This window comes from Acidobacteriota bacterium, from assembly GCA_040756905.1.
Lineage (GTDB): Bacteria > Acidobacteriota > Aminicenantia > JBFLYD01 > JBFLYD01 > JBFLYD01.
Genome location: JBFLYD010000053.1, coordinates 1 through 13751 on the forward strand (window position 1 = coordinate 1; position 13751 = coordinate 13751).

Below are 13751 nucleotides of genomic sequence, written 5' to 3' on the forward strand. Positions count from 1 at the left end.
TCCTAGCACTGCCCTTAAGGGCAGTGTGTAAAAGGTTTTTATTTAAATTTAAATCATCTATTTGCATGCACCAGAATGGTGCATGTAGGAGGGTGCGGAATACATATTCCGACACCCTCCTATGTTCGGGGAAGCCTCTTCCCCATACCCCTTCAGTGTGCTGTCGGAGAGATTTTTTTGCCTGTAAAGATATGTAAGGAACAACACACTAACATGAAAACGATAAGAATAGTAGTCTTAATCTTAGCTTTATTTTTACCCCAAAAATTTACAAAAATCTTTCTACCAAATGGAAATTCAATCATTGCTGAAATTGCTTCAACTGAGGAAGAAAGAACCAAAGGATTGATGTTTAGAAAAAAATTAAATCAAAATCACGGAATGATTTTTATATTTGAAAGAGAAGGAAGATATAGCTTCTGGATGAAGAATACATTAATTCCTCTAGATATGATCTTTATAAACTCAAAGAAAATAATAGTGGATATCATAGAAAATGTCCCTCCATGCTTCATCGAACCGTGCGAAACCTATGTGCCAAATGAAGATTGCCAGTATGTGCTTGAAGTAAACTCAGGAAAAGCAAAAAAAGAAGGACTGAAAATAGGAGATAAATTATTGTTCAATATTAATAGATAAGAGGTCAATCATCTTCTGAACAATATATCGACGAGCATCTAAATACCTAAGAAACAATTGATTCTTGAATACTGAACATACATGAGTGCTCCCGCACTAACTTTATTTATTCCAAAAAAATTAAGTGATTGAAGTAGAGATATTATGAATTCCTTAATTTATAGCAAACGCATAAAATATTGTTACATGTAGGGCAAGGCTTTAGCCTTGCATTAAGCAACCCCCGAATCAAGTTCGGGGCAGGCTCTAAAGGGTTGCCCTACAATTTATTCAATGCGTTTGTATTAGGTAATAATAAGTTAGTGCGGGATTGGGGAAAATACAGCGCGTTTTTGAAGTCACCCTTGCTAATTACTCTGAAATCTCTAAGCAAAGTGGATCGCTGCTCTCTGTAATTGATTTATTTGATTTTTCTTCTAATTTTTAATTATTATTTACTTCTAAGCTTGTTTTTGCATATTATAAAAAACATAAAAGAGAGGAGGAATAATATGATAAAGAAAAGTTATTTACTTTCGCCGGGACCTACACCTGTCCCACCAGAATCTCTTTCCATTTCTTCTGAACCAGTAATCCATCATAGAACTCCTGAGTTTTCAAAGATATTCATGGAGGTATCTGAAGACCTCAAATATGTCTTTCAGACAAAAGAGGAGGTCTACATTCTTTTATCTTCAGGTACAGGCGCTATGGAAGCAGCAGTTGTAAACACACTCTCACCTGGAGATAAAGTACTGGTAATTAACGGCGGAAAATTTGGAGAAAGATGGAGAGATATAGCAAAAGCATATGGTCTAAATGTTTTAGAAATCACCCTTGAATGGGGTGAGCCATACTCCAAAGAAGAGTTAAAAGATGAACTGAAAAAAGACCCTGCTATAAAAGCAGTCCTTGCAACTTTATCAGAAACATCTTCTGGTTCTGTATATGATGTTAAAGGATATGGAGAGGTCTGCGATGAATTCAATGCGATTCTCATCGTCGATGCAATCTCAGGGCTTGGAGCAACTCCATGTCCTATGGACGAATGGAAAATCGACATTCTTGTAGCAGCTTCCCAGAAAGCATTGATGATTCCACCCGGTCTTGCATATTTAGCTTTTTCAAGAAAAGCCTGGAAAATGGCTGAAAACTCCAGGCTGCCCAAATTTTATTTTGATGTAAAAAAATACAAGAAAAACCTTGAAAAACAAACCACTCCTTTTACTCCTGCAGTTTCTCTTGTAATACAGCAGAAAAAGTCCCTTGATATAATTAAATCCTTCAGACTTGAACAGATAATTCGCCATCATTCAATCCTTGGAGAGGCAACAAGGCAGGGAATTAAAGCTTTAAACCTTGAACTTCTATCAAAAATTCCAGGTAACATCGCAACCGCTGTAAAAGTTCCTTCAGGAATTGATGGAGGAAAACTCGTTAAATTAATGCAGGGAAAATATTTAGCCTACATTGCAGGCGGACAGGAGCCCTATAAAGGGAAAATATTCAGAATTGCCCATTTAGGATATATGAGTGCATTTGATATTATAACTGCTCTTTCCTCACTGGAGATGACACTCGATGAACTCGGATATAAAGTTCCATTTGGAGCTTCTGTGGCAGCAGCAGAAAAAATTTTTAAGGAGAACTGGCAATGAAAAAAGTATTAATCGCAGACAAATTATCAGACTCAGCGTTAGAAGAACTCAGATCTATTAAAGATTTCCATGTTGAAGTAAAAACAGGACTGAAAGAGAATGAACTCGTTCCCATAATTCAAGAATTTGATGCTATTGTCGTCAGGTCTGCCACAAAAGTTACAAAAAATGTTCTAAATTCTGCAAAGAATCTGAAAATAGCTGTAAGAGCAGGTATTGGTCTTGACAATATTGATGTAGAAACTGCTAAAAATAAAGGAATTGCTGTTGCGAATACTCCGGAAGCCACTTCCATTTCAGTGGCAGAACTTACAATTGGATTGATGTTAGCACTTGTCAGAAAAATCTGTATTGCAGATTCTACTATGAAAGAACATAAATGGGAAAAGAAAATTCTTGAAGGAGAAGAACTTTATGGAAAAACTGCTGGAATAATTGGATTCGGACGAATAGGAAAAGAAGTAGCTAAAAGAGAAATAGCTTTTGGAATGAAAGTTCTTGCCCATGACATTATAAAACAGGAAACCGACCTTCTTGTTTCTCAGGTTTCAAGGGAAGAGCTCTTGAAAAATTCAGATTTTATTTCAGTACATCTGCCTTTGACAGAAAGCACAAAAGATATTCTCTCGTATAAAGAATTCGAGATCATGAAAAATGGGGTTTACCTGATAAATGTATCAAGGGGAGGAGTTGTAAATGAAAAAGCTCTATTCGATGCCCTTAATTCTGGAAAAGTCTCGGGAGTTGCCCTTGATGTATTTTCAGTAGAACCTCCAGAAGACTTTTCCCTTATAGACCATCCCAATGTAATTGCTACACCCCACATCGGTGCTTCAGCAAAAGAAGGGCAGGAAAGAGCGGGAATGGAAGTTATCAAAATCCTGAAAGAGTTCTTCAAAGTTTAATATTTTTTGATTCTAATTTTTAAATAGAAGAATACATAAAATGGCTATAATTAAGCCTTTTAGAGCAATAAGATATAATACTCAAAAAGTAAAATTAGAACATGTTATCACAGAACCCTATGATAGAATTACTCCAGAAATGCAAGAGGTGTATTACAGGAGAAGCCCATACAATATCGTAAGAATTATACTTGGAAAAGACATCGAAGAAAACTCCTATGAAAAAAATAAGTACAAAAGAGCAAAATATTACATTGATAAATGGTTAAAAGAGGAAATATTTATTATAGAAAAGGAAGACTCTCTTTATTTCTACGAACAGGAATTCAGGCATAACAGTGATATTAAAAAGAGAATCGGATTAATTGCAAGAGTTAAACTGGAGGATTTCTCATCTAAAAAAGTTCTTCCCCATGAAAAAACTTTTCCAAAGCCAAAAGAGGATAGATTAAATCTTATTAGAGAGACAGAATCAAATACAGAACAAATTTTTTTACTCTACATTGACTCTGAGAAAAAAATATCAAATGCTATTGAAAACTCTATTAAAAATTCTGAGGTTGGATTTGAACTATATGATGAGGATGAAATTAAACATAGACTGTGCGTACTAAAAAATAAAGAAAACATCGAAATCTTGAAAAACTTATTTGAGGATAAAGTTCTTATAATTGCCGATGGCCATCACAGGTATGAAACTTCTCTCAATTATAAAAAAGAATTGAAAATGAAAGGAATAAATGTGGAAAACACAGGATTTGATTATATCATGATGACATTATTTGATATTGATGATCCTGGATTAGTTATTCTCCCAACTTACAGACTTGTGAAAGGATTTGATTTAATCAATGAGCCAAAATTCAAGGGATTGCTCTCAAAATATTTTAATCTTGAAGAAATTAAATCTGAAAATCCGCTCGATATAAATCTCTTAAATAAAATAAATGATGTTTTGAGAAGGGAAAGAATTAAACACATTTTTTGCTCCTATTTCAATGAATTTAAAAAATTCATCATCTTCAAATTGAATGAACTATCTGAGTGGGAGAAAGAAATGGATCCTTTTAAGTCTCCTGAATGGAAAAAACTCGATATATCAATTCTTCATTCTTTGGTGATAGAAAAAATGAACGAATTTTCTTCTGAAGGTTTTTCTATTGAAAAAAACGTTAATTATATAAGAAATAGAGAAGAAGGGATTAAGAAAGTCATAAACAAAGAATATCAGGGCATTTTTTTATTAAATCCTGTTTCTCTTGAAGAAATAAAAAAGGTTGTCGAAAATGGTGAAATAATGCCAGAAAAATCCACTGACTTTTATCCAAAACTAAAATCAGGAATATTAATCAATTGTTTATTTATTAATAAAAACATTGTTGAAAAATCTTAATACTCTCGATATATCACTAAGGGAATAGTTGCCCTCTTTTGAAGAACCCCGCCATTCCTGAATCAAGTTCAGGACATGAAATGGCGGGGATTCTTCGACGGCAAGGTATTTTTTCATTAATATTGCTCGCCTTAACCCGCCCCTGAAGGGACGGGATTGCGGCGAGCCTTCCGTTCAAAAATATAAATTTTTTGTAGGTTATCTAAAAAGATTGTATAATTATAGCTCGAGGCGAAGATAATGATTTATCTTGATAATAATGCAACAACACCAATCGATCCGAGAATTCTACAAAAAATCCATGAAACTGAAAATGAGTACTTTGGAAATCCTTCCTCACTCTATCCCATTGGAAGGAAGGCTAAAGATAGAATTGAAGAAGCAAGAGAAATTATTGCAAAATACATAAATGCCAAAAAGGAAGAAATATTCTTTACTTCTTCAGGAACAGAATCAGATAACTGGGCGATAAGAGGAATACTCGATGTAAGCCCGGATAAAAATGAAATTATTGTATCTTCCATAGAGCACCCTGCTATTATAAACACGTGTAAATATTTAGAAAAAAAAGGAATAAAAGTTTTCTATGTCCCTGTAGATCACGAAGGGATTGTGGATTTAGATTTTATAAAAGATAAAATCTCAGAAAGGACAGCTTTAATTTCGATAATGCATGCAAATAATGAAATAGGAAGTATCCAGCCAATAGAAGAGATAGGAAAAATTGCTTCGGAAAGGAAAGTTGTTTTTCATTCAGATTGTGTTCAATCTCTGGGCAAAATTGAAATTGACGTTGAGAAACTGAAGGTTGATCTTCTATCGATCTCCGCTCATAAATTATATGGTCCAAAGGGCGTGGGAGCTTTATACATAAAAAAAGGAGTAAATATACTTCCGTTAATGTTAGGAGGACATCAGGAAAAAGGGAGAAGGGCTGGAACAGAAAATGTACTCGGAATTATAGGATTTGGTGAGGCTGTAAAAATTCTCCATTTAGAAAGCCAGGAAGAAAGAAAAAGAATAAAGACTCTTTCTGAAATGTTAAAAAAAGGAATAGAATCAAAAATTAGTGATGTGAAGTTCAATGGCCATCCTGAAAAAAGAATTCCATCAACCCTTAATTTTTGCTTCTCTGGAATTGATGGAGAAGCCCTTGTAATGGCATTATCCTCAAAAGATATATATGTTTCAACAGGCTCAGCATGCACCGAAGGAGAAGAAAGCCCTTCCCATGTGTTGCTCAGCATTGGTTTATCCCCTGAGGAGGCAAATTCATCCGTCAGATTTTCCATTGGAAGGTTCAATAAAGAGGAAGAAATAAGCAAAGTATTAGATGAAGTTTCATTTATCGTGGAAAAATTAAGAGAACTAAAGAACACAGATAATTATTGAAATGAACCATATTTTGAGTTATTTAAAGAATCATATTCTACTCTTAGATGGAGCGATGGGTACAGAATTAATAAAAAGAGGGCTTTCAGGGGGGAAACCTCCTGAGCTATGGAATATCGAAAATAAAGAAGAGGTGAAAAAAGTTCATAAAACTTATTTGAATGCAGGGTCTGATGCAATTTTAACTAACACATTCGGTGCCAACAGAATAAAACTTGCCAGTTTCAACCTGGATAAGAGAACAATTGAGATCAACAGGAATGCTTCCAAATTAACCAAAGAGGTTATTGCAAAGGGGAAATTTATAGGAGGAGACATAGGTCCAACAGGAAAATTATTAAAACCTTATGGAGAATATTCAGAGGAAGAGTTAATCGAAGTATTTGGAGAACAGGCTTCAGTGTTTGAGGAAGAAAAACTTGATTTTATAATTTTGGAAACATTCTATGATTTAAAAGAAGCGCTATGTGCATTAAAAGCATCCAGGTCAAATTCAAACTTACCGGTTTTTGTATCGATGACTTTCACTCGAGCACCAAAGGGATATTTCACAATTATGGGAAATTCTATCGAACAGACTGTAAAGACACTCCAGGATAATGGGGCTGATGCAATAGGCACAAATTGTAGTCTTCCACCTTCAGACATCGCATCTATTATAAAAGAAATTCAAAAATATACTGACCTGCCAATTATTGCGGAACCAAATGCAGGGAATCCATATCTTGACGAAAATGGAATTACAAAATACGAGCAGAATAAATACGAATATGCAAAAGATTTTAAAGAAATTATTTTAAACAGAGCAAATATAGTTGGAGGATGTTGTGGAACAGACCCTGAGTACATAAAAGAAATAAAAAAATTGATCAAAAATTAATTTTATGCAGGAAAAAATAATCAAATGATCATAATTGGTGAAAGATTAAATTCTTCACGGAAAGAAGTGCTTGAGGCTCTAAAGTCAAAGGATAAAGAATTTATTTTGAAAGAATCGAAACAACAGAAAGAAAAAGGAGCGGAATTTATTGATTTAAATGCTTCGCTGTTGATGGAAAAAGAACTCGAAACATTGAAATGGGCAATTCCGATTATTGAAAAAGAAGCTGGGATCCCTGTTTCCATTGATTCCTCGGATGTAAAGGTATTAGAAAAATCTCTTGAAATTCATCAGGGAAAAGCTATTTTAAATTCTCTAACGATTGAATCTAAAAAAATAAAATATCTCTCCGGAATTATAAAGGAAAAAAAACCTTACATCATCGGTCTTCTTATAGATAAAGATGGAATGCCAAATTCGCCTGAGGAAGCATACAGGAAAACTTTAAATTTCCTTGAGATTATCAAGCATGAAGGTATTGATGAAAGTGAGATATTTATCGATCCCCTGGTAAGACCAATTGCTACAAACTCGAACATTGCAAACATTTTTTTTGAATCTCTTATTAAAATAAAAAAAAGCATTCCTGAACTCAAAACAGTCGCTGGAATCAGTAATGTATCATTTGGCCTTCCAAGAAGAAAATTAATCAATCGCATTTTTCTGACGATATCAATTTTTAATGGACTCGATGCAGCTATCCTCGACCCCCTTGATGATGAAATAATATCAACTATTTTTTCAGTTGAAGCACTGTTGGGTAAGGATAAAAATTTAAAAAATTATCTTTTATTTTGCAGGAAATTGAAAAATCAGTATTAATTAAAATTAAATATGAGCAGGAAAGGTGACAAAGAAAACCAATCATTTGACCTCTCTAAAAAGTCTTTTCATTTTCACCCTTCCTGCTCTAATTTATAATTAAGTAAGAATATTCTTAAAAAATGAAAGCAGTAGAGATAAAAAATTTACATAAAACTTTTTTCAGGGGTTTGTTCAAAAAAAAGAAAACAGAAGCATTAAAAGGCATTAATCTTACCATAGAGGAAGGAGAAATTTTTTGTATTTTAGGACCAAATGGCTCTGGGAAAACTACTCTGATAAATATTCTTTCCACTCTGCTTTTACCGGATAAAGGTGAAGTTAAAATTTTTGGAAGGGATATTTTTAAGTCTGGAAATGATTTAAAAACAATTATAAACCTGTGTTCAGGGAATCCAAATTTTCCTTGGCTTTTCACGATAGAAGAAACTTTAAGATTTTATGGTATGCTCTACGGTCTTAAATCCAATAAACTCAAAGAGAAAATTAAATGGGGTATGGATACTTTCCGCTTGTGGGAATTTGCAGATAAAAAATTTGATGAGTTATCTACAGGAACAAAACAGAGAGTCTCCCTTGCAAAAAGTTTGCTTAATGACCCTAAACTGTTATTTCTTGATGAACCAACTGTAGGGCTTGACCCTGACATAGCGCATAAAATAAGAAAAATTATAAAAGAGATTCATGAGAAGAATAGAATTACAATTATCCTGACAACTCATTATATGAACGAAGCTGAATTCCTGTCCGAACGAATCGCTTTTCTAAGAAATGGTGAAATCCTTTTCACAGGAACCTCTGAAGAATTAAAAGAAAAAATCTCAGCTTCAACTCTTGAGGAGGCATTCATTGAATTGGCTAAATAAAACATCTGCTTTTATCTTCAGAAACTGGATATTTTCAAAAAGAAGTTTCTTTTCTCTGGCCGAACTTCTTTTTTGGCCTGTCATTGGCTTACTTTCTATTGGATTGATGGCTGATTTTTTTCAATTTACAAAAAGAGAATTGGGCTTCGTTCTTTCAGGCTCAATTGCAATGGGTGTCCTGCAAGTAACTCAATTAGATGTCTCCTACAGCCTTCTATTTGATATATGGTCAAAAAGCATAAAGCATATATTTCTCTCTCCAATTGGTGTCTCAGAATCTCTTCTGGGTTCATGGATCGTTGGCGTGGTTAGAGGATTTATAGTTTTTTTAATTCTTTTAATTTTTTCAACATGGGCATTTGATTTCGAGATACCGAGCGTTATTCCTGTTATAATATTTTTACTTGGTCTATTTCTGAGTGGATTAATAATAGGAGCAAATGTGTGTATCCTCATACTATGCTTTGGACAGAGAGCAGAAATCACCGCATGGTCACTGGCAACTTTGTTGATGCTTTTTTGTGGAATTTATTATCCAGTTGATCAGTTACCACTTTTTTTCAACCTTTTTGCAAAAATAATTCCCATCACTTATTTTCTTGAATACTTCAGATCTTTTTACGATTTTGAAATTAGTTCAGGTTATCCACTTTTAAAAGGATTTTCTTTAGGCATTCTTTATTTTATTATGAGTTTAATTCTTATGCGAAAAGCTTCACACAGAGCAAAAAAGACAGGCATAATTTTAAGACTTTCAGAATAATTTATTCTTTTTTGTTATAATTTTTTTATAAATTATTTTATCATCTCCCGGTTTATAAAAATCCTTTATCCAGCACGTCTTTGAATAACTCATACTTTCATAAAGTTTTCTCGCGCTCCTGTATATACTGGATGAAGATGTTTCAATCAGAATAAGCCTTCCATTATCCTTTGCAACTTCAGATTCAAAGTGTTCCATCAACCTTTTAGCAATTCCCTTCCTCTGGAACGAAGGATTCACAGCTATCCAGTATAATTCCCATACCCCTTCCCCTAACAAATTTTTTCCATAACAGATAAAACCCCAAATATCTTCCTCCTTAGATTTATAAACCTTCGTGATATAATCTTTATTTCCTTTAATCGAAAGATCTATCAATTCAATTGCGATTTTGATTTCAGCCTGATTGAATATACTTACTTCCTTTATGAGTTTTATAACTGATTCTCTATTTTCAGGTTTAATTTCTTCTATTCTTTCTTCTGGAATTAGCATATCCAATAATTTCAAGTATTACATCTTCGTATTCCATTTTAGCAGCCTTTACTGCTCGATAAAATCCAGAATCTAAAGAAATATCAGGGTTTGGGTTTACCTCAAGGATGTAAATCTTTTCATCTTTATCCATTCTTATATCAACTCTTCCATAATCCCTAATTTCTAATATTTCTTTAGCCCTAATCGCGATTTGCTCAATTTCCTCCTTTTTTTCTGGTCTAAGGTCAGCTGGATATCTTGGAATGGTTAATATATCCTCCTCAGAGCCTTTTCTCCATTTTGCGTTATAGGTTAAAATTTTAGGTTCAATTTTAAAAATTATTTCTCCTATAGCTAAAATCTTGTCTCCCAGAAAAGCAACGTTAAATTCTCTCCCATCGATATATTTTTCAACTAAAACAGGTGATTTTAATTTTTCAAGAAGTTCAGAAATTTTTTTCTGCAACGAAGGAAAATCATAAACAACACTTGATTTGTCTATTCCTAAACTTGCATCCTGATTATCGGGCTTAACGATAAGAGGATATAAAATATCTAATTCTCTATCTGGAATTTTATCCATGACCTCCCAAGGGGGTACATTAATACCCCAAGAAGACAACATAATTTTAGATTTAGATTTTCTTAATGCAAGAGCCAATGTAAATGGAGTAGAACCTGTATAAGGAATTCCGAGCAACTCAAAAAGGGAAGCGACATAAAATTCTCCCTCGCTTTGACTATCAAACTGCTCGCATAGATTAAAAATAACATCAGGTTTAAAAGATTGTAATTCTTCTATCAGAGAAAAAACTTCTTTTTTTATTGAAATATCTTTGTACAGGTAACCCCTTTTCTTAAGAATTTCTTTAACTATTTTAACCTCATCTCTGACTAAATATACATCTGGATTTTCATTAGATGTTATCTCATTTGATACAATCGCGACTTTAAGTGCCATTTAAAAAATGATGCTGTATCTCGTGAATGCTTCTTTTACAATCCTTAAAATCAAATCATCGTATTCAATTCCCATGCCCCTTGCTATCATCGGCAAATCGCTGTAATCTGGATTAAGTCCTGGCAAAGGGTTAATCTCTAAAAAATAAGCTTTCTCATTCTGATCCAGTCTGAAATCAATCCTCGAAATATCTCTACATTTAAGAATCTGAAAAATTTTAACAGCCTCTTTTGAAATTGTTTTTTCGACCTCTGGAGACATATCCGGGTTTATTGTATAAATCACCTCTTCTCTCCAGTTTCTCTTTACTTCAAGCGAATAAATGAAATCTTCGTTCTTTAATCTTTTATGAGATATCTCCATCATTCCAAAACATTCTGCAGTCTTTCCATTACCGATTACTCCAGCTGTTATTTCTCTTCCCGAAATGAATTCTTCAATTAAAACGGGTTCTCTGTATAAAGAAATTAATTCCTCTGTTTTTTGTTTTAAACTGAATATATCTTTTACAACTGAATTCAACCTGAGCCCCATACTTGAACCTTCATGAGAGAGTTTGACAATTAGAGGAAACTTTAAATTTTTTTGTTTTAATAATTTTTCTATTTTTTTTATTTCAATTAAATCATTTATCTCAAAAAAATTGGGCGTCAAGATTCCCTCCGCTAAAAGAACTCTTTTTGTTAAAGCTTTATCCAATGTTAATGCTAATGTGAGAGGGTCAGAGCCTGAAAAAGGTATTCCTAAAATTTCCAAAACAGAAGGAATGTGAGCCTCTCTTGATCTTGTTCCAAATCCCTCGGCTATGTTGAACACAAAATTTACATTGTTTTTCTGGATATTTTCTAAAAATTTTTTACCGCCGCCGAGCCTTACAATCCAGTCAAATTTTTTATAAAGGGCTTTTTCAATGCTTTCGATTGTCTCTTCTATATCAAACTCTTCATGGATATCCAAAGGAAGCGAAGGATCTTCTTGATGAAATTCTTTTAAATCATAAGCGACTCCTATTCGCATTTTTTCTCCTTAAAAATTGACTCCTTCCGATTATCAACTTAACTTTCTCTCCATGGTTATAAATTGAAGAAACTTTCTGAATTTCTTCTCCTCTATCTCTTTTCCCTTCCGGATAATACTCGATAATCTTTCCTCTGTAGCTTCTAAGAAGAACAGACTCTTCTGTAAAAGATAATATATAATTTGGATTTATTGGAATCTTTCCATTTCCACCCGGTGAATCAACCACATAGGTCGGGATACCAAAGCCAGAGATATTCCCTCTCATTTTCTCTAAAATTTCAATTCCTTTGAAAATAGATGTTCTAAAATGATTAACCCCTTTTACCGGGTCACAGTGGTAAAGGTAATAGGGTCTAACTTTTATTCTCAATAATTTCCTCGATAGAGCAATCAACGTCTCAGCAGAATCATTTACTCCCTTAAGCAAAACTGTCTGGTTATTAACGGGGATTCCTATTCTTAATAAATTTTCTATTGCTTTTGAAGATTCTTCTGTAATCTCATTTGGATGATTGAAATGTGTATTTACCCAGATTGGCCCATATCTTTCAAGGATCTCAAGCAAATTCCTATCATACAAAATTTGTGGTAATACAACAGGGATTCTTGTTCCTATTCTTATTATTTCTACATGAGGGATTTCTCTCAACCTTTTCAGAATATTATCAAATCTTTTGAAAGGAAGTGTCAGAGGGTCTCCACCGGAAACTATCACATCCCTTATTTCTTCATGCTCTTTAATATATCCAACTACAGAATCCAAGATAAATTTTCCTTTCATAGAAAAAGCTTTTGTAAATATTCTTTTTCTCGTACAGTGCCTGCAAAAAGAAGCACAAAAATTTGTGGTTATTAGCAGTACTCTATCAGAATATCTATGGGTAATTCCCGAGCAAGGAGATTCTTTTTCTTCATTCAAAGGGTCATCTTCTTCATATCCGGTATCCTCGGTTAATTCAAGAAAAGAAGGGATAATTTGTTTTTTTATCGGGTCTTCCGGGTCATAAAAGTTAATCAATGAAAAATAATAGGGGGTAAAAAACATAGGATATACTGAAGACACCATTTTTATTCGAAGTTTTTCGATATCAGTTAATTGAATTATGTTTCCTAATTGTTCAACATTTCTAATTGAGTTTTTTAATTGCCATCTCCAGTTATCCCAATCTTCTTTTGGAACCCCCCTCCATGGAAAAAACTCCCCCCATCTCTTCGATGGAGGTTTTTCTCCATCAAACTGTTCCTCCATTTTTTTTCCTCCTAATTTTAATTTCTTTTTTGAAGGGATTATTTTTTTGAATTTTGTTTTTTTCTATGAAATAGTATTCTAAATAATTTTCCACTTCTTCAATTTTAATTTTAAGACAAAAAAGAAATATGTCAAGTATTTTTTTAACATTAATTTAATTTTTTTTAAAAAAATAATTGTAAAAAAAATTAGTTAGACATGAATGTCAATTATTAACCCTTTAAATTCAATTTGAATGAAATTTCTAACCAAAGAATGACAAATTATTTTTTATTTTTCTTTTTTCTAGAAAATTGAAATTTTATTTTTTCTCTTTTTTCTCTAAATTTTGGAATATTTTTTAATTTTGTTTCTTTGTAAATTTTCCTTTGAAAAGGAAGATTTCTAAATGTCTGCTCTTTCATTTTATCCCCCCAAATATTTTATGTATAAATCATTAATATTTTCAACTCAATATCACCTTTAAATCATCATCATTTAAATATACATTTATCTCTTTTATTTTTTTCATTTCCAAAATCCATTCGTGGAAAAGCTCTTTGTATTTCTTTTCTCTCAGTTCTTTCTCTATAGCAGTGGATATATTTAAAAAAGGTTCTATGCTTAATTTCATCCTTTCTCTGCTCGGAAGATAATTTTCCCTGTAATAGTTTTCGATTTCATCAATACTTATACTAACTCTTTCTGAAAATTCACTTTCAATTGTTTTTTCATACTTTATTCTTTCCAATAATATTTTTTTAAAAT

At 32.9% G+C, this 13751-nt stretch carries 15 protein-coding genes; 9 read left to right on the top strand and 6 right to left on the bottom strand.

What is annotated here, in order from left to right; genetic code table 11:
- The first annotated feature begins 177 nt into the window (after positions 1-177).
- The 9 genes from AB1410_08990 (at position 178) to AB1410_09030 (ending at position 9297) form a co-directional block, all read left to right on the top strand.
- Positions 178-639, top strand: coding sequence for a DUF192 domain-containing protein (locus AB1410_08990; protein ID MEW6456828.1), 462 nt, complete (start codon positions 178-180; stop codon positions 637-639).
- 491 nt (positions 640-1130) lie between these two features.
- Positions 1131-2276 carry an alanine--glyoxylate aminotransferase family protein gene (locus AB1410_08995; GenBank protein MEW6456829.1) on the top strand — a complete coding sequence of 382 codons (1146 nt, stop codon included), beginning with the start codon at positions 1131-1133 and terminating at the stop codon, positions 2274-2276.
- Complete coding sequence (locus AB1410_09000; GenBank protein MEW6456830.1) at positions 2273-3181, top strand: hydroxyacid dehydrogenase; 909 nt, start codon at positions 2273-2275, stop codon at positions 3179-3181. Before AB1410_08995 ends, AB1410_09000 begins: the two co-directional genes overlap by 4 nt.
- Positions 3182-3221: 40 nt before the next feature.
- The gene (locus AB1410_09005) at positions 3222-4574 is read left to right on the top strand and encodes a DUF1015 domain-containing protein (protein ID MEW6456831.1); all 1353 of its coding nucleotides are present in this window, start codon (positions 3222-3224) and stop codon (positions 4572-4574) included.
- A 240-nt stretch (positions 4575-4814) separates the two neighbouring features.
- Entirely contained in the window at positions 4815-5966 is a 1152-nt protein-coding gene (locus tag AB1410_09010) for a cysteine desulfurase family protein (GenBank protein ID MEW6456832.1), read from the top strand.
- 1 nt (position 5967) lies between these two features.
- On the top strand, positions 5968-6846 hold the full coding sequence (locus AB1410_09015; GenBank protein MEW6456833.1) for a homocysteine S-methyltransferase family protein: 879 nt from the start codon (positions 5968-5970) through the stop codon (positions 6844-6846).
- Positions 6847-6870: 24 nt separating this feature from the next.
- Positions 6871-7668, top strand: coding sequence for a dihydropteroate synthase (locus AB1410_09020; GenBank protein MEW6456834.1), 798 nt, complete (start codon positions 6871-6873; stop codon positions 7666-7668).
- 122 nt (positions 7669-7790) lie between these two features.
- Positions 7791-8534 carry an ABC transporter ATP-binding protein gene (locus AB1410_09025; protein MEW6456835.1) on the top strand — a complete coding sequence of 248 codons (744 nt, stop codon included), beginning with the start codon at positions 7791-7793 and terminating at the stop codon, positions 8532-8534.
- Entirely contained in the window at positions 8518-9297 is a 780-nt protein-coding gene (locus AB1410_09030; protein MEW6456836.1) for an ABC transporter permease, read from the top strand. Before AB1410_09025 ends, AB1410_09030 begins: the two co-directional genes overlap by 17 nt.
- Here the strand turns inward: AB1410_09030 and AB1410_09035 are convergent.
- The 6 genes from AB1410_09035 to AB1410_09060 all read right to left on the bottom strand — a co-directional run.
- On the bottom strand, positions 9289-9807 hold the full coding sequence (locus AB1410_09035) for a GNAT family N-acetyltransferase (GenBank protein ID MEW6456837.1): 519 nt from the start codon (positions 9805-9807) through the stop codon (positions 9289-9291). The genes AB1410_09030 and AB1410_09035 overlap by 9 nt on opposite strands.
- Complete coding sequence (locus tag AB1410_09040; GenBank protein ID MEW6456838.1) at positions 9758-10735, bottom strand: ATP-grasp domain-containing protein; 978 nt, start codon at positions 10733-10735, stop codon at positions 9758-9760. Before AB1410_09040 ends, AB1410_09035 begins: the two co-directional genes overlap by 50 nt.
- Entirely contained in the window at positions 10736-11752 is a 1017-nt protein-coding gene (locus tag AB1410_09045; protein MEW6456839.1) for an ATP-grasp domain-containing protein, read from the bottom strand. It lies immediately after the preceding gene.
- Positions 11730-13004 (bottom strand): KamA family radical SAM protein, encoded by a 1275-nt coding sequence (locus AB1410_09050; GenBank protein ID MEW6456840.1) that lies wholly within the window; start codon positions 13002-13004, stop codon positions 11730-11732. Before AB1410_09050 ends, AB1410_09045 begins: the two co-directional genes overlap by 23 nt.
- A gap of 263 nt (positions 13005-13267) precedes the next feature.
- Positions 13268-13408, bottom strand: a complete 141-nt coding sequence (locus tag AB1410_09055) for a hypothetical protein (GenBank protein ID MEW6456841.1) — start codon at positions 13406-13408, stop codon at positions 13268-13270.
- Positions 13409-13449: 41 nt separating this feature from the next.
- A partial coding sequence (locus AB1410_09060; GenBank protein MEW6456842.1) for a hypothetical protein occupies positions 13450-13751 on the bottom strand: 302 nt, incomplete at its 5' end.

What these genes read in the sequence shown, in the direction of transcription:
- AB1410_09015 (MEW6456833.1), top strand. Translation starts at nt 5,968, where the DNA reads ATGAACCATATTTTGAGTTATTTAAAGAATCATATTCTACTCTTAGAT.
- AB1410_09020 (MEW6456834.1), top strand. Translation starts at nt 6,871, where the DNA reads ATGATCATAATTGGTGAAAGATTAAATTCTTCACGGAAAGAAGTGCTT.
- AB1410_09050 (MEW6456840.1), bottom strand. Translation starts at nt 13,004, where the DNA reads ATGGAGGAACAGTTTGATGGAGAAAAACCTCCATCGAAGAGATGGGGG.
- AB1410_08995 (MEW6456829.1), top strand. Translation starts at nt 1,131, where the DNA reads ATGATAAAGAAAAGTTATTTACTTTCGCCGGGACCTACACCTGTCCCA.
- AB1410_09010 (MEW6456832.1), top strand. Translation starts at nt 4,815, where the DNA reads ATGATTTATCTTGATAATAATGCAACAACACCAATCGATCCGAGAATT.
- AB1410_09040 (MEW6456838.1), bottom strand. Translation starts at nt 10,735, where the DNA reads ATGGCACTTAAAGTCGCGATTGTATCAAATGAGATAACATCTAATGAA.
- AB1410_09025 (MEW6456835.1), top strand. Translation starts at nt 7,791, where the DNA reads ATGAAAGCAGTAGAGATAAAAAATTTACATAAAACTTTTTTCAGGGGT.
- AB1410_09055 (MEW6456841.1), bottom strand. Translation starts at nt 13,408, where the DNA reads ATGAAAGAGCAGACATTTAGAAATCTTCCTTTTCAAAGGAAAATTTAC.
- AB1410_09005 (MEW6456831.1), top strand. Translation starts at nt 3,222, where the DNA reads ATGGCTATAATTAAGCCTTTTAGAGCAATAAGATATAATACTCAAAAA.
- AB1410_09000 (MEW6456830.1), top strand. Translation starts at nt 2,273, where the DNA reads ATGAAAAAAGTATTAATCGCAGACAAATTATCAGACTCAGCGTTAGAA.
- AB1410_09045 (MEW6456839.1), bottom strand. Translation starts at nt 11,752, where the DNA reads ATGCGAATAGGAGTCGCTTATGATTTAAAAGAATTTCATCAAGAAGAT.